Consider the following 13,590-nt stretch of genomic DNA (forward strand, 5'->3'; position numbering starts at 1 on the left):
CGCGATGGCGGGTAGTGGGTGGTTCAATCGTCCAGGATGTCGTAGAGTTTCTTGATACGTTTGTCGGCATCCTCGCCGCCGGCAAAGCCGGTATTGACATCCTCGATCCGTTCGATGCGCCCGCGCAGCTCACGCCGTAGCGCGCACTGGTAAAACAGGTTTAGCTGGCGCTGGGTGTAGTGGCCGAGCTGCTCTGGGTCGTGGTGGTGGGCAATGAGTGTGGCGTAGACGTCGCCCCAGCGAGGCGCTGTAACCGCGCTACCTCCTGCTCGATGCCGCTTCTCCTGAGCAGGTTCTGGATAAAAAAATGGCTGTTGGCTCCCCACCACAACAGCAACAACAAGTCTCCATCCGCGTGCGAAAGCGTGCGCACCCACTCGACCTCGACGTCAGCCGACTTCGCCGCCAGCTCCATGACCGTATCGGCGTGGCGGCCGATGATGTCCAGCACCTGCTCATAGTCGGGAACGATGCCATTGAAGAACACCGCGTAGAGATCGTCCGTGAACGGCTTCGTGAGCGGGCGCAGGCGCAAGCCTTCCACAAAGCCGTATTCACGCAGAGTGACTTTGCGCCCGGCAATGACTGCTTCCCGATTCGGATGCAGTACATCCAGATCGGCGCCCTTGTCAGCCTTGGGCTTTGGCTGTCGCATGATTTTTGCCATGATCAGGTCTGCGCCGGCATTTCCATACGACCAAAACCGCCGAGACTGGCATTGCTGGCGTTGACGGTGTCATACAGCACGCTGCCTTTCAAGGTCAGCTTGGCGAAACCGTCATTGATCAACGGCAGCGAGTCGGTCGGGTCGAACTGGACGCGAAACAGGCTGGTCCGCACGCGCTCATTGGTCACCGTGTTGATGCCGTCCAAGACCAGGTAGCGTTCCGGCGTCGGCTGGGTGAACATCGCCAGGTTGATGCCGCCGGCATAGCTATACGCGGCTTTCAGCGGTTGCGTATAAGTGCCGATACCGAGAATTTTAACCAGGCCATTGCCCGGGCTGTCGATACGGTAGTCGGTATCCTGCACCAGGGTTTTAGGCGTGGCGGTGCTGTCGGTAATGACCAGATTAGTCACGCCCGGCTTGTCGAGCATGATAGTGTCGCCAACGGCAACCAGGGTGGGAAACTGTTCGGCAGTGACTGTACCAGGGGCAATGGTGTTGACGCTGCCATACAGCGCCAGGGCCAAGCCGGAGAGGCCGATGGTTTCCAGCTCTAGCGTAATGTTCGCCTTTTTGCCTTTCGACACACGGGCGGCAACTAAGCGATTGCCGCTATAGCTTTCGGTCTTTTCGTCGACCGTCGACTGCAGCTGGATGTCCAGCACCGCCGAATCATTGACCCAGGCCAATACGCCTGGCTTGCCGTTGCTTTGGCGCTGGCCCAGGTAGACCTTTCCCTGGAACGAAAAATAGCGGCTGTCATCTGCACTCATTTCAACACCTCCGTTGGATTACCATCAGTTTTATTTACCGGCTGCTTGCCAGCCTCGATCATGTTCTGTTTCACCAACCAGTCGGCGTCGAGCTGGCTCACGTCGATCTCGGCGCCCGCTGGATACGCGGTGCCGGCATGCTCATGCGGCTGTTTTAGCGTGACTTTCATTGCCATTCCTTAAGAAATTCATATCAAGGCCGTACTCTCCGGCCTGTCACGCCTGGCTCGGGCGGCGTTCCCTCTCCGGGGGTGTTACGTTTGACCAGGCGCGCCGTCCCAGGTGGTGGTGCCGGCATCGAGCGCGTATTGCCACAACCCATCCACCTGTCCTAAAAACCGTTCTCGTGTAAAAGCAATACCGCTGCGGCATCCGGGGGGCTTGAAACCGCGCAAGGCGTCGCGCACATCGTCCAGCACGCCGATCGCACCTTCGCGGCCGTTCAGCTGCCGCAGTACCACCGTCACCACGATGCCCATCTGCCGACTTTGCGGGCGGCCGGCGCTTGGCAGCGATGACGCATTCTGGCCAGATCCCGGCTGCGCCTGAAACGCACTGCCGGGATAACTCACCAGCAAGGCGCCGACCGGGTTGTTGAGGCGATACGTCGCCGGATTGTCCGGGAAGTACTCGACCGTGAAATCGGGCATGCGCAGCGCCAGCTGGGCAATGACCGCATCCAGTATCGACAACGTGCGGGCGTCATCGTTATTCAAGGCTGTCCTTTCGATTGAACCATTTCACGCCAGCCCGTACCTTGTATTTGCCGGGTTCGGGGGCTTTTTCTCCAGTCGGGATGCCGATGGTCAGCTTGCCGTCGCGGATATTGGCCAGCGACTGCATGGCATCCGTGAACGTCGTGGTGACGGCCTTGGGCAACTCCGGTCCTTCCGGCCGGCGCGCATACAGCCAGTGACGCGTCAGCACCACGGTGATATCGTTGATCACGGTCGGCACCGTTGCCAGGGGTAGCAAGTACCTGCCGCGCAGATTGGCGTCGACCATCTCTTCCGAACTGCGCACCGCACGCTCGATCACCACCAAGTCGATGGCTGTGGCACGCGGATCGTCGTTGGATAACGCGATCAGCGTGGCCAGAGGAACGGCCTGCTGGATGTCGGCGAGGGTGCAGTAGCGCATGATCACCTCAGAACGCCGGCTGAGCGATACTGCGAACCAGCGCCATCACGCCGGTCTGGATATCGGTCTTGCCGATAGCCGCCCAACGGCCCGGTTCCGCCGTCTGGAAACGACGCCATTCGACGCATTCGTCGGTGGACTCGTCTTCTGGCGCATGCTTCGAGTTACCCGCTGCGACGCGCTTCACCTCGGCGGATGTCGACAGGAAGCCGGCCAACTCAACCTGCAACTCCAGCAGCTCCCGTCCCTTGGCCTTGATGCGGTTCATCAAGTCGATCTCGCCTTGCGACAGGTCGCGGTAACCCGCGATTTGTTTGTGCTGGTTGTCCATGTCAGTTCCCGGTCAGTTCGTCCAGGGTTTCCGGGTACAGGCACATGGCCAGCGGGTTGGACTGCGCTTCCAGATCCCAGCCTTTACCCATCTTGCGTTCTTCCGCCTTGGCGTAAAACGGCAGACCGATGGTGTTGACGGTTTCGTTGTAGTTGGCCGGCGCGTTGTAGAGCCGGAACATGTTTTGTGCAACAGGAAACAGGCGGCACTTGTTCGGCGCCACAAAATCCCGACCGGAGATCGTCCAGTTGTATTCTTCGAAGTCGATATCGGCATACCGGAAGCCGGAACGTAAATCGCCACCGAGACGATCCTGGGCTGCTGCCCAATTGGCATACGCTGCCTTGACGGAATCGTGACCGGTCAGACCATCAAAGAAGTCGGCACCGCAAAACGCTTTCCAGCCGGTGATGACCAGACTGGGGGCCGCCTTCTCGATGGCGCGTTTGCGCTTGAGCAGCTCGGCACGTACATCCGTGGTCTTGTCCGAGAATTTGATATTGCCGGCCTTTTTGGTAATGCCGAATTCATCGTACAGGTCATAGATGATGGAACCGTCAGCATCCAGGATCTGGCCGGCGATGCCACCCATACGCTGCCATTCGCGCGTCTGGTCCAGCCACGACTTCATCCCGGCCAGCTTGTCGTTGATGATGGTGACTTGCGGATTGGCGGCCGGATTGAGCGCAGAATCAGAACCAAAGGAGGCAATGCTTTGAATTTCGGACGGCAGGATCTGCGCGGTGGTCGGCAAGTGTGGGATCTCAAAGGTACGACGCTTGCGCTTATCCAGCTTGACCGGCACCGGATCGGCGTTGCGGCTGACGCTTTGGACCAGGCGCAGATGGCCGTCCAGGTTTTCGATGACGACGCTGGTTGTCGTCACGCCACGTTCGAGGAACAATCCGGTTTTAGCGGCTTTGTTCGGCGCGACGGGCAGCTTGTTGATCGCGTCCGTCAACGAGGTGACGGTAAATAAGTCTTGCAGATTCATGGTATCTCCAGAGAAAAGAGGGGTATTACCGCTTAGAGGATGCCGACCGCACGGGTGATGATCATGTGCTTGTCCAGGTCGGCCAGCGCGGCGGCTATTTGCGGCGCCGTGATCCCGGCCGGCCAGACCAGCTCGGCAGGATCGATCACGGCGCCACGGGCAACGACAGTGCCGGGCTTATCAGCCGCCGTGGCATTGACGTCTTCCAGCAAAATGGCGACCGCAGTTTGGGTGCCATCGGTTGCGGCCGGCGCCAGCTGCACCAGGGAGCCGACAGCATTGGCGGCCAGCACTTCGCCGAAGACATACGGCGTGGCCGACTGCGCCAACACACGGCGGTCCTTGGTCCAGCCGACTTTTACTTCGACGATCAGCAGATCGGTTTCGGTTTTACGTTGGGTATACGTGGTCATGCTCGCTCCTTACGATTGTTGAATGCGGCGCTCAGCATCGGCGACCAGTGGGTTGACGTTGGTATTGATGGCTGGATCGACTTTGCCTTTGCCGGCGACTTCCTTGAACTCGACAACTTTCGGCAGTTCAGTCAGGAATGCCTTGAATCCCTCCACTAGCGGTTGCTTGGTATCGCCTTCGCCGAACGACACCACGCCGCCCTTGGCGTCCGGCGCTTCGCAGAAATTGAGAACGGCAACAACGGCATCCTTGTTCTTGGGCGCCAGGCGGCCGGCGGCGATTTGCGCTTCGGCAAAAGCGACGTTGGCGGTATTGCGGGCATCGGCCACACGCTTGGCTTCGCTGGCGCGGCTTTCTGCCAACTCGCGGGCCAGACGCTGGTTTTCCGCCTGAAGCTCGGCTTGCTGTAGTGCGGTTAAGGTGGTCACTGTGTTCTCCGTTTCACTGAATGCGGGGGATATGAGGGAATTTTGCGGATCGTCTTCGGACGACTGGCGTGCCGCATCGCGCAAGTCGTTGATGGCATAGTCGGGAATGACCTGGTCGGCTACTTCCTGCCCCTTGTCACCGATCAGGAAATCCCGCATGCGGCGCCACAAGGATGCTTGCGTGTCCAACGACCAATCGGCAAACTCGACCACGCCGACAGCCTTGTCGGAGAACGATGCCTGTTGCAAGCCTTTCACTGCCGGCGGCACCGCACCGAGGACGCCGATGTGGCGCAGGTACCAAACGCCCGGAACCGGATTGTTGGCAGCGTCGGGAGCGTAGAAGCTGGAACTGATCTTTTTATAGCTGCCGGCATTGAACAATTCGGCGAAGGCAGGATTAACCTGCTGCGGTTCGGCATTCAGGTTGTCGCCACTGGAGATGAGGGATTTCGCCCAGCCGTAAGCTGGTGCGGTGTCGTCGGGATGGCCGATTACGATAGGCGCTTCGTGCTTGACGGGATCGTAGGCCGCAGCGGAAGCTGCGATATCGGCAGCTGTCAATGTGACCGGCTTGCCGCTGGCGGCGTCGATGTGGGTACCGGCGCGAAAAATGTGGAGTGAGTTCATGGCCTCCATGCTGACGGCAGCACGGGGCCAAGTCTTTTAATGTCGTCTAAAGATTTACCGGGTGTGGCGCCAGCAGCAGAGCCTTGGGTCACATCTCGATCAGCAGGTGGGTCAATATTCAATCAGCGCGAATAGTGCAGATCAGCCGATTATCGAGAAACCGCAGGGTCACCAGATTACCGGGTTGCGATGTAAAGGCTTCGTAAAAGCCGGTAAGCCCCTATCGGACGCAGGCGGGTACATCGGGCGCAATGGAGGTGAATAAAACGCTTGCAGGCCGTTTTAACCTTCCATTGCATTTTTGAGATGATCCACGGCCAGTGCCAGTATCTCCACCTCATCCGCATCCGACAAACCAAGGTATTCGCGTGCCGGGATATCGCCCCAGGGAATCGGCGCATTTCGCTTGTTCTGGCCGGCGTAGCCGCGCACCATGCCGAACTGCTGAGCCGCTGCATAAATTTTATTACTGCCGACCATCAAGCCGTCGGCGTCGATCACGTAGTGGATCGCGGTTGACAGCTCGCGGGTCTCACCAATCAGCGGTTTCGTTCCCTTCTTGCGCGCCAGGGTAACGGCGCTGTTCGGCGCCCAGGGTGTGCCATCAGGCGCCGTACTGGTTTCAAACCGGCGCTTCGTGGTATTGACCAGGTGTTCGCCGGCGTCCTTGTAAAACGGTGTCAAATCGCCGACCGCGTGCAGCAAGCCGGCAATGGCAGCGTCAACCTCCTGGCTCTCGTACTCGACCTCAATGATTTTGTCGCTCATTTCACCCTCGCGGAAATAGCTGGCGGCGTTGCACGCTCCCGCAACAAGGTCAGCATGAAATTCTTTGAGCCATCCGTAGCCGGGTTCAGGATGGCTCGGTACTTGACGTCGTCGATGGTGGCAATCACTACACGCTGGTTCCCATGCTGGGCAACTTGCCCTTGATCCAGGATCTGCTGCACCAGGCGATAGTCCTGCAGTTTGGTATCGGGATTGACCGCCAGCTGCGCGGTCAGTGACTGCTGCGATAACAGCGCCAATGGCGGCCGCTCCGCTGCGGCCTTTCCCGCGCTACCGACAACGGCAACAGGGAAATCGCCCTTGAGCTGGCCGGACAGGAAATGGTCGAACACAGGGGCATCGCGCAACCTGCCGATATTGGCGCGGGCAATGGCCGCGTCGATGTCTTCCAGTTTCTGCAGCTGAACCTCCAGTGCCATTTCCGCAGCCGAGCGGCCGGCCGTATGGTTCCAGCCGTAGCCGACGCCGACCGGCAGACTGACAACCTCGCCAGTCACAGGCACCGTGTAGTCGTAGCGCTCATCCGGCGGCACGGCATCCGGGCCGGATTTACCCAGGCGTTTCAGTTCCCGCTCGTTGATCGCCTCAATCATGCAGTTACACCCCCACTCGCAAGGCGGATAGTGTTCAAGGAACCAGGGATCATTCGCCCGCAGCACCATGCCATGCCAGGCAACGTGCTGTGGCCGTGGGAATCGCTCTGACCGATGTACCCAACGCCAATAGGGACGGCTCTTCAGCACATCCGGGTCCGTCATCTGCGCATACCGTGCGGCAGCGTGGCTGGTGCGCAAATTGGTGGTGTAGATCATTTTGGTGCGCCAGGCGACCCCGGCCGGGGTATCTTGCCCCTTCCAGCCGGTCCAGCCATGTTTGGCGACAATCTGGTCGAACTGGTCGCGGAACCAGCCGATGCTCTGGCCATCGTCGATTGTCTGCTGGATGACATTTTTGAAATCGTTGACCAGGTCGGCTTTCGTGGCGCCGGCAACGATAAAACCGTGATCGTGTTCGGCGCCGACGATGGTGTCGTAGCGATCGCTGGGCAGCGCCAGTTTGTTACGAAAATAATTACTCTGCTGGGCGAACGGCAGCCGGGTGGCGCCACGCAGTGGTCTGATCGATGCGCTATTTGCCATTGTTCGCCACTTCCGCCCGGCCGGCGAGGTTGGCCGCTGTGAAAGCATCGCCCATTACCTGCGCCAGCTGGGCGTCGGGTAGATGGTCGAATTCCGCCAGGACGGCATCCTGGAAAGCCGATAGATCGGGCGCCTGGTCGAGCAAGACGCGAATACGTGAAATCCAGTCGTCGACGATCGGCTGCGCCAGCTGGGCCAGCTTGTCGGTATTCTGGATGGCATAGTCCGGCGCCACCGAACCGGCGCTGACCGCAGATCCTGGTTCAGAAAACGACAGGCCAGGTGTTCCGCTCGGAAACGTCGGCACCTGGCTGGGCGCATTACCGGCAGCACCGCCGATCGGAGGCGGCGCCGGCGGCGCCAGATCCGTAGCCTGCAAATTGTAGGCACGTTGGTAATATTCATTGGTAAAGCGCGCACCAGACGCTGCGAGCTTATTGTCGCGTTCGGCCAAGGTGACGTCGACCGATTCCTCTTCCCACATCTCATACTTGGGACGTTCGCCATTGAAATTCAGATCGCAGATCCAGCCGACCAATTCGTTGACGGAGGCGGCAATGAGTTTTTTATCCTCGTCACGGATCTCGCCCGTGACCTCCAGACCGGACTTGGCGCTGGCATTGGTGGTATTAGCTTCGGTGGTCTGGTTCTGGCCCAACAAGGCAATCGACACCTCGGCCCGCATGTGGGTGAGGAATTTCTCATGGATATCGCCAGACGCCGCCTTGCCGGCCGCTTCAATGATTTCCACCGAGGCGTCGTCAGGAATTACAGCGACGGCGTCCTGCACCATCTGCTCCAGCATATCGAGCAGACGTTCATTCTCGCCGTCATCGGTCGACCGTGGCGATTTGCCGATTACCCAGGGCGTGCCGTATTTCTCAACGAACTTGAACCAGAAGTCCATGCCGCCCTGTTTAAACTTGGTCGGCCAGAAACAGCGGGACAGGTCGGGCTGGCCGTAGGGATTGTCGTAACTGGCATCCTGGCGCGGAATCAGGAATTTCATGGGCGGCAGCACTTCACCAGGGAACGGGATGTTCTTGGAGCGGAACCGCGGTTGATTCTCGTCGTCGTAGGCGAACCACTCGGCGGGCTTGCCGACGACGTCAGTGGGCACAATGTAACCGCCAACCGTCCCCCAGACAATCTCCAGCGGCTGGTAGCCGTAGAACGCGGCATCGTGCATTTCGCCGATGATGCGTTCCATATCGAGATCCTTGAAAATCGATTCAATATTGGCTGCGATCTTGCTGCTGGCCTTATCTCGGTCAAAGCCCCATTGCAGGGACTTGACGGCGGCTTTGCGCCGGCGGATGCAGCCACCGACATGGCCATCGGCGCGCAGATCCCGATACACCTGGATGCTCTTGCCGATCTTGCGCAAGACCGGGTCGGGATTGGGCAGCAGCATGCCGACGCTGGTGACGCCGGAAGCGGTAGCGCGTGTGGCAATCTGGCCGCTCAGCAGCGTGCTAACGTCGGCGGTCTCGGCAAATTTGGTGAATGTGCCATCGGCCAGATATAGCCCTCTTGGTGTGTGTTTCATAGCCAGCGGCTCCCTTGTTGTGTTGTACGTCTCGCCCTGGAATAGACCTTGACCGGGCCAGATGGGCCATCGCTGGCATTGATCGCCAGAAAGCCGGCCCAGGTACGGTCGGCGTGGCCATCAGCATCGGATTCGGCCACGAAGCGCGGCGCGCCAGTTGGACCAGCTATTTTTTGCAATTTGTGCAAATCCGCACGCAAATCCCGGTCGCCAAGTGGAATGCGCAGCAGCCGATCCTCAAACATCTCCTTGCCACGGGTGGCAAGTGTCAGCTTGTTCTGACCGGTAAAAAGCACACCTTCAACGCGGCTGGCGCCATAGCGTGCCTGGGCATCCTCCACCGGCTTCTCGCCCATGCCGGTCTGGTCCATGCATAGTCGCAATACACGATAGCGACGGAACACGTCCTCCAGAACGGCATCCTGCTCGGCGAACTTGGCGCGCTTTCTGGTAATGATCTCGCGGGTCCAATAGACATCGCCGACCAGCTCCAGCACCCAGACCACGAATAAGTCCTTGCGTAGACCAATGTCGACGCCAACAAAGCATGGCCCGCCAGTGTAGTGCTCGGGCAATCCGGCGCGGTCATGCTCGACGCCGTCAATCAGGTCATATGACAGCCAGGCGCTGGCTTCATCGAGCCATTTAAGTAGAAACTCCTGATCCCATGCATCCTCATCGTTCAATGCCAGGTGCATGGCGTCGATGTCACGCGGCAGGCCGCCGGCGACCGCCTTGTGGATATCGACAATATGCCGCGACCAGATGCCTTCCAGCTTCTTGTCCGTCATCAATTCGTAAAACTTGTTGCCTTTACCGTTTGGCGTTGAGGTGACGCGCAATTTGAAACCGTTCGAGATCACCGGAAACAAAGCGGTCCAGATCTTGCGGCTGTCGGCGTGGAAGGCGAACTCATCTAAGAACACATTGGCGGCGAAGCCACGGGCAGTGTCGGGATTGGCCGGCAGCGCCGTGATGCGCGAACCGCCAGGCAACAGCACGTCGAGCATGGTGTAGCGCTCGCCGCTCTCTGATTTGAATTCCCCCTCGATTTCCTTGATGCCGATGCTGTATGCCTGACAATGCTTCTTGACGCCTTCCTCGATCGCTTCCTTGGCTTGCCGTTCGCCACGCGACAGGATGACCCAGCGTTCACGACCGCCGCTGGCTTCGGCTTCAAAGCAGCTATCCACCAATTCCAGTGTTGTCGTAAACGTTTTACCCGTCTGACGGGCGAACATGCCGATCTTGAAACGGCTATCGTCCTGCAGCCATTTTTTTTGATAACCGTAGAGCGGGACAGCGGGCGTGATAATGCTCATCAGACAATCCCGTAGATTTCGGCACGGATACGTTTCAAGGTGTCCGGGGCCAGCGCGCCGGTCTTGCCCATTGTGTCCAGCTTCGCTTCCTGCTCCCGGAGCAGCTTGGCACGTGCCGCGCCTTCAATGGTCTCGCGTTCCTTAATACTCATGGTGCGGGCCTGCATGGCAGCACGCGCTGCGCGGGCCAGCTCGCCCACCTCCTTGATGGTGATCTTGTCATCGTCATGGGCATTCAGAGCCGCATTGGTGGCCAGGGTGGTGACCGCCTGCGCCAAGAGCGCGCCGGCCTTGTCGCCGACACCGTCGCCCAGCTCGTCGACCAGGGCGCCGGCCGCCGTTTCGATCTCGCGCATGCGGCAGACCATCTCGTCGAAGCCGCTGCGATAGCGGTGCAGACTGGACCGGCTGGGGGCGTCCTGGTCAGGGAATTTGGCGCGCACGTCGCTGACCATCTCATCCAAGGTCAGACGATTTTCACGCAGGAGCTTTTCCAGATACTTCCGGACTTCCGGTTCGAGTCGGGTAATGTTGGATTTGCCGCCCATATCAGGCTCCCGGCCGGGCAACACCTGGCACTCTGGCGCGACCACGCGCTGCATCCGAGCCGCGTTCGGTCAATGTCGCCACCAGCACGGCGCCGATATCCTCGACCGACAGCAATCCTTGCTCTTCCAGCCAGCGCAGCTCAGTCTTGACCTGGTCACGGGTCGCCGTGTGGCCAAACCGCTCCAGCGCCATCGTCAGCACGCTGCTGTTGGCACGGTACGCCGGCAGCTCGACCAGCACGCGCAGGATCACCAGACGGATGTCGTGGCGTAAATATTCTGCAAAACTTTCTGTTGTCATGGGTTCGCTCACTTGCGGTTGAGTAGGTAATCATTGATGCGATCCATGCTGCGGGCTAAAGGGACGATGGATTCCTTGATAGCGGTCAACTCGGATTTCACCGCCTTCATGTCGCCGGCCAACTCGTTGACCATCGCCAGGTCCGGCAGATGGCGCAGCTGCTCTTCCACCTTCGTGACCCGCGTGGCGAGGTTTGCAACGTCATCTGCCGTTGCCGCCTGGCGATTCGACAGCCAGGCATAAAAGCCGATTGCCGCCATAAACACCCATTGGCCGAGCCCGACATAGAATTTAAAATCATCGCTCATCGTTTCTCCAATTCGCGCCGTTGCTGGCAATCGATGCAGAAGCGACAACCGGGCATGGCTGCGCGACGCAGCTGGGGTATGGCGGCGCCGCAATCGTCGTTCTCGCACACACTGGCTGAATCTTCGACAGTCATGCCTGTGAGGCCAGCGCTGCGTCGCTGCTGTTCTAACGCGATATCGCGCAGCAGCTGCTCCCTTTCGCTGGCAATGTCCAATGGGTCCGTCATTTTTGTCTCGTGATCCAATCCACTATGTCAATGATGCGTCCGGCACACATGCCGTACAGGTCGTACATGCCCTTCAGGGCGAGTGCTACGTCGTCGGCGCTATTGCTTGCCGGTTCCACCGGCGCCGGACTCTCCCTGGCGTACTCCGCCGGCAGCAGCTGCAGCTGCGCGTTCACGGGCGGCGGTGAGGATGCGCATGACGTCATCATCAAAATGACAATCGACGCGACGAGTAGCCGTTTTAGCGAGGACATTTTTTAACTCCCTGGTGGTGTTGCTGTCTTGTGCCGCACGGGCATCAAGCGCCTCGCGCATCGCCTTGCTGGCGGCGTTAGCTTCGCCGATCAGCACCTGGTGCGATTCAATGATCTCGGTCAGGTTTTGCACGGTGTCGGCATTAGCCCGGGCAAGTGAGTCATCCACACCACGGCTATGACCGTACAGATAGCTGCCGCCGCTGCCGGCCAACGCAACGAGAACGGCGGCAAGGATCACAATGACTAGCGCTCTGATCGTAATCATGTGCAAGCTCCCGGTCCCCAATGGGCGGCGACATATTGCGGTTCGATGCGTTTGAGGATGCGTTGTGGGTAGGCACGGTTTTGATGCCAGTTGGCGGTCGAGCGGCCGGCATTGACCAGCTCGACAGATCCGAACCAAGCTAGCGGATCAAGCCCTTTACTTGATGCCAACTGTTTATCGCGGTTGACCCAGCCCAGGCCGCCGTTATAGGCAGACAAGGCAAAGGCAAGACGCTCGCAAGCGTCGGCGGCTCGGAGTCGGTCATACAGCCAGCGGTCGTACTGCACCAGGGCGCGCATCGCCCAGGCCGGATTGAATGGCTGCGCATTACCTAGCGATTGTGGGTAGACGCTGGCGATCCAGGCACTGGTCGCCGGCATAAACTGCGTCAAGCCCTGGGCACCGACGCCGGACACTGCTCCCGGGCGCCAGCCAGATTCCTGATGAATCTGTGCGGCGAAACTGGCCACCGGCGCATCTAGTCCCCATACCACGCGGGCATTGCGGACCAGATCGGCGCGATACTTGACTGCGGCAGCAGGCACCTGGGCGTGGCATGGCGTTGAGAAAAAGCCGCCCCAGAACAACAGCCCCAGCAACCCACCGACCTGCAGCAGGCGGACCCAAAGGCTAATCTTCGCCTGGTATTGAGCGCCATGCCGGCAGGCATGCGCGCCGATGCCGATCGCACACAGCACGACCAGGGTGATTTGCGCTGTGCCCATTACAGCCCCAGCGCCACACCGATCACCACCGCCGCCACGACGATAGCGCGCCGGATCAGCGAAGCGGCAAACACGCGATGGTAAGGTCCGACGATAGGGAAATCGACATCGTTTTCTGGTTCGTCCGTCCCATAGCGCCAGTCACGCTGGAGATAGCTATCAGGCCGGCTATATGGAAACAGTGCGCGATCGATCCAATAGCCGACGCTGGCCGACAATGAGATCAGCGCTAGCTTGTACAGAACGATAGGGATTTGTGCCGGTGACACCAGCACGATGACGACCAGGAGCGTCAGTGCAATGGCGAACCAGGTGATGCCGCGAGGCAGGCGACGGAATAACGGGATGGAATCGGTAAGGCGGGACATGGACGCTCCTGAATCGGATGATGGTGGGTAGGTGTTCCCATCATCCCGATTCAGGTGCGTCGTGTAATTTAAACGCGTTTAAATAGTTGTACGATGAACGCCATCAGATAACTAAGGTGTATAAATTAGGATTTTATCTGCCAGGGCGTCTCAGGTTGTGAATTTCCGTTCTCACCCCTGAAGAGACATGTGGCTTTATCAAAAGAGGCCGTTCAACGAAATAGCCTTCCGTGCACGAATAAGGCGGTCGTATAGAAAACAGCCAGACGTTTAACTGAGTGCCTCGTAGCGGGGGTGTACTGGATTCTGTGTAAACGGGTTTTCGTTTAAGCCTGCGGCACCCGGTCTTCAAACTGGATGGCGAAGCGATTCAGCGCCGCTTTCCAGTCCCGTATCGGCATCGTCCACTTCTTGC

21 protein-coding genes are annotated in these 13,590 nt (G+C 59.2%); 1 reads left to right on the forward strand and 20 read right to left on the reverse strand.

Translation table 11 applies throughout. The features are described 5' to 3' along the window. Positions 1-14 precede the first annotated feature (14 nt). The gene (locus ABI171_RS00685; RefSeq protein WP_348090701.1) at positions 15-140 is read left to right on the forward strand and encodes a hypothetical protein; all 126 of its coding nucleotides are present in this window, start codon (positions 15-17) and stop codon (positions 138-140) included. A 20-nt stretch (positions 141-160) separates the two neighbouring features. Here the strand turns inward: ABI171_RS00685 and ABI171_RS00690 are convergent, their stop codons facing one another. The 20 genes from ABI171_RS00690 to ABI171_RS00785 form a co-directional block, all read right to left on the reverse strand. Next, positions 161-655, reverse strand: coding sequence for a DUF6631 family protein (locus tag ABI171_RS00690; RefSeq protein ID WP_348099201.1), 495 nt, complete (start codon positions 653-655; stop codon positions 161-163). A 14-nt stretch (positions 656-669) separates the two neighbouring features. After that, positions 670-1,440 carry a hypothetical protein gene (locus ABI171_RS00695; protein WP_348090703.1) on the reverse strand — a complete coding sequence of 257 codons (771 nt, stop codon included), beginning with the start codon at positions 1,438-1,440 and terminating at the stop codon, positions 670-672. Then, positions 1,437-1,610, reverse strand: a complete 174-nt coding sequence (locus tag ABI171_RS00700; RefSeq protein WP_348090704.1) for a hypothetical protein — start codon at positions 1,608-1,610, stop codon at positions 1,437-1,439. Before ABI171_RS00700 ends, ABI171_RS00695 begins: the two co-directional genes overlap by 4 nt. Before the next feature lie 84 nt (positions 1,611-1,694). After that, positions 1,695-2,156, reverse strand: a complete 462-nt coding sequence (locus ABI171_RS00705) for a Gp37 family protein (protein ID WP_348090705.1) — start codon at positions 2,154-2,156, stop codon at positions 1,695-1,697. Continuing rightward, positions 2,149-2,580 carry a DUF1320 domain-containing protein gene (locus ABI171_RS00710; protein ID WP_348090706.1) on the reverse strand — a complete coding sequence of 144 codons (432 nt, stop codon included), beginning with the start codon at positions 2,578-2,580 and terminating at the stop codon, positions 2,149-2,151. Before ABI171_RS00710 ends, ABI171_RS00705 begins: the two co-directional genes overlap by 8 nt. Before the next feature lie 7 nt (positions 2,581-2,587). Further along, positions 2,588-2,911 carry a hypothetical protein gene (locus tag ABI171_RS00715; protein WP_348090707.1) on the reverse strand — a complete coding sequence of 108 codons (324 nt, stop codon included), beginning with the start codon at positions 2,909-2,911 and terminating at the stop codon, positions 2,588-2,590. A gap of 1 nt (position 2,912) precedes the next feature. Then, positions 2,913-3,905: a major capsid protein gene (locus ABI171_RS00720; RefSeq protein ID WP_348090708.1), complete on the reverse strand. Its 993-nt coding sequence runs from the start codon at positions 3,903-3,905 to the stop codon at positions 2,913-2,915. A gap of 32 nt (positions 3,906-3,937) precedes the next feature. Continuing rightward, the gene (locus tag ABI171_RS00725; RefSeq protein WP_348090709.1) at positions 3,938-4,318 is read right to left on the reverse strand and encodes a head decoration protein; all 381 of its coding nucleotides are present in this window, start codon (positions 4,316-4,318) and stop codon (positions 3,938-3,940) included. A gap of 9 nt (positions 4,319-4,327) precedes the next feature. Then, positions 4,328-5,377, reverse strand: a complete 1,050-nt coding sequence (locus ABI171_RS00730) for a peptidase (RefSeq protein WP_348090710.1) — start codon at positions 5,375-5,377, stop codon at positions 4,328-4,330. Between the two features lie 282 nt (positions 5,378-5,659). Further along, entirely contained in the window at positions 5,660-6,145 is a 486-nt protein-coding gene (locus tag ABI171_RS00735) for a phage virion morphogenesis protein (RefSeq protein WP_348090711.1), read from the reverse strand. Further along, positions 6,142-7,305 (reverse strand): phage minor head protein, encoded by a 1,164-nt coding sequence (locus ABI171_RS00740; RefSeq protein ID WP_348090712.1) that lies wholly within the window; start codon positions 7,303-7,305, stop codon positions 6,142-6,144. The genes ABI171_RS00735 and ABI171_RS00740 overlap by 4 nt, the downstream gene beginning before the upstream one ends. Further along, the gene (locus ABI171_RS00745; protein ID WP_348090713.1) at positions 7,295-8,854 is read right to left on the reverse strand and encodes a DUF935 family protein; all 1,560 of its coding nucleotides are present in this window, start codon (positions 8,852-8,854) and stop codon (positions 7,295-7,297) included. Before ABI171_RS00745 ends, ABI171_RS00740 begins: the two co-directional genes overlap by 11 nt. Then, positions 8,851-10,176: a terminase family protein gene (locus ABI171_RS00750; protein WP_348090714.1), complete on the reverse strand. Its 1,326-nt coding sequence runs from the start codon at positions 10,174-10,176 to the stop codon at positions 8,851-8,853. Before ABI171_RS00750 ends, ABI171_RS00745 begins: the two co-directional genes overlap by 4 nt. Further along, on the reverse strand, positions 10,176-10,724 hold the full coding sequence (locus ABI171_RS00755; protein WP_348090715.1) for a phage protein Gp27 family protein: 549 nt from the start codon (positions 10,722-10,724) through the stop codon (positions 10,176-10,178). The genes ABI171_RS00750 and ABI171_RS00755 overlap by 1 nt, the downstream gene beginning before the upstream one ends. A gap of 1 nt (position 10,725) precedes the next feature. Further along, positions 10,726-11,025, reverse strand: a complete 300-nt coding sequence (locus ABI171_RS00760) for an ArsR family transcriptional regulator (protein ID WP_348090716.1) — start codon at positions 11,023-11,025, stop codon at positions 10,726-10,728. Positions 11,026-11,033: 8 nt separating this feature from the next. Next, complete coding sequence (locus tag ABI171_RS00765; protein ID WP_348090717.1) at positions 11,034-11,333, reverse strand: DUF2730 family protein; 300 nt, start codon at positions 11,331-11,333, stop codon at positions 11,034-11,036. After that, the gene (locus ABI171_RS00770; protein ID WP_348090718.1) at positions 11,330-11,560 is read right to left on the reverse strand and encodes a TraR/DksA C4-type zinc finger protein; all 231 of its coding nucleotides are present in this window, start codon (positions 11,558-11,560) and stop codon (positions 11,330-11,332) included. Before ABI171_RS00770 ends, ABI171_RS00765 begins: the two co-directional genes overlap by 4 nt. A 99-nt stretch (positions 11,561-11,659) precedes the next feature. After that, positions 11,660-12,082, reverse strand: coding sequence for a hypothetical protein (locus ABI171_RS00775; RefSeq protein WP_348090719.1), 423 nt, complete (start codon positions 12,080-12,082; stop codon positions 11,660-11,662). Beyond that, entirely contained in the window at positions 12,079-12,807 is a 729-nt protein-coding gene (locus tag ABI171_RS00780; RefSeq protein WP_348090720.1) for a transglycosylase SLT domain-containing protein, read from the reverse strand. Before ABI171_RS00780 ends, ABI171_RS00775 begins: the two co-directional genes overlap by 4 nt. Beyond that, positions 12,807-13,175: a putative holin gene (locus tag ABI171_RS00785; protein ID WP_348090721.1), complete on the reverse strand. Its 369-nt coding sequence runs from the start codon at positions 13,173-13,175 to the stop codon at positions 12,807-12,809. The genes ABI171_RS00780 and ABI171_RS00785 overlap by 1 nt, the downstream gene beginning before the upstream one ends. Between the last annotated feature and the right edge of the window lie 415 nt (positions 13,176-13,590).

This window comes from Collimonas sp., from assembly GCF_039923675.1.
In the GTDB taxonomy this organism is placed as follows: Bacteria; Pseudomonadota; Gammaproteobacteria; order Burkholderiales; family Burkholderiaceae_D; genus Collimonas.

Excerpts from the sequence above, each read along its gene's own strand:
- ABI171_RS00745 (WP_348090713.1), bottom strand. The coding sequence starts at position 8,854 with ATGAAACACACACCAAGAGGGCTATATCTGGCCGATGGCACATTCACC.
- ABI171_RS00785 (WP_348090721.1), bottom strand. The coding sequence starts at position 13,175 with ATGTCCCGCCTTACCGATTCCATCCCGTTATTCCGTCGCCTGCCTCGC.
- ABI171_RS00735 (WP_348090711.1), bottom strand. The coding sequence starts at position 6,145 with ATGAGCGACAAAATCATTGAGGTCGAGTACGAGAGCCAGGAGGTTGAC.
- ABI171_RS00720 (WP_348090708.1), bottom strand. The coding sequence starts at position 3,905 with ATGAATCTGCAAGACTTATTTACCGTCACCTCGTTGACGGACGCGATC.
- ABI171_RS00725 (WP_348090709.1), bottom strand. The coding sequence starts at position 4,318 with ATGACCACGTATACCCAACGTAAAACCGAAACCGATCTGCTGATCGTC.
- ABI171_RS00695 (WP_348090703.1), bottom strand. The coding sequence starts at position 1,440 with ATGAGTGCAGATGACAGCCGCTATTTTTCGTTCCAGGGAAAGGTCTAC.
- ABI171_RS00740 (WP_348090712.1), bottom strand. The coding sequence starts at position 7,305 with ATGGCAAATAGCGCATCGATCAGACCACTGCGTGGCGCCACCCGGCTG.
- ABI171_RS00700 (WP_348090704.1), bottom strand. The coding sequence starts at position 1,610 with ATGAAAGTCACGCTAAAACAGCCGCATGAGCATGCCGGCACCGCGTAT.
- ABI171_RS00760 (WP_348090716.1), bottom strand. The coding sequence starts at position 11,025 with ATGACAACAGAAAGTTTTGCAGAATATTTACGCCACGACATCCGTCTG.
- ABI171_RS00775 (WP_348090719.1), bottom strand. The coding sequence starts at position 12,082 with ATGATTACGATCAGAGCGCTAGTCATTGTGATCCTTGCCGCCGTTCTC.
- ABI171_RS00755 (WP_348090715.1), bottom strand. The coding sequence starts at position 10,724 with ATGGGCGGCAAATCCAACATTACCCGACTCGAACCGGAAGTCCGGAAG.
- ABI171_RS00770 (WP_348090718.1), bottom strand. The coding sequence starts at position 11,560 with ATGACGGACCCATTGGACATTGCCAGCGAAAGGGAGCAGCTGCTGCGC.
- ABI171_RS00750 (WP_348090714.1), bottom strand. The coding sequence starts at position 10,176 with ATGAGCATTATCACGCCCGCTGTCCCGCTCTACGGTTATCAAAAAAAA.
- ABI171_RS00765 (WP_348090717.1), bottom strand. The coding sequence starts at position 11,333 with ATGAGCGATGATTTTAAATTCTATGTCGGGCTCGGCCAATGGGTGTTT.
- ABI171_RS00715 (WP_348090707.1), bottom strand. The coding sequence starts at position 2,911 with ATGGACAACCAGCACAAACAAATCGCGGGTTACCGCGACCTGTCGCAA.
- ABI171_RS00780 (WP_348090720.1), bottom strand. The coding sequence starts at position 12,807 with ATGGGCACAGCGCAAATCACCCTGGTCGTGCTGTGTGCGATCGGCATC.
- ABI171_RS00710 (WP_348090706.1), bottom strand. The coding sequence starts at position 2,580 with ATGCGCTACTGCACCCTCGCCGACATCCAGCAGGCCGTTCCTCTGGCC.
- ABI171_RS00730 (WP_348090710.1), bottom strand. The coding sequence starts at position 5,377 with ATGAACTCACTCCACATTTTTCGCGCCGGTACCCACATCGACGCCGCC.
- ABI171_RS00690 (WP_348099201.1), bottom strand. The coding sequence starts at position 655 with ATGCGACAGCCAAAGCCCAAGGCTGACAAGGGCGCCGATCTGGATGTA.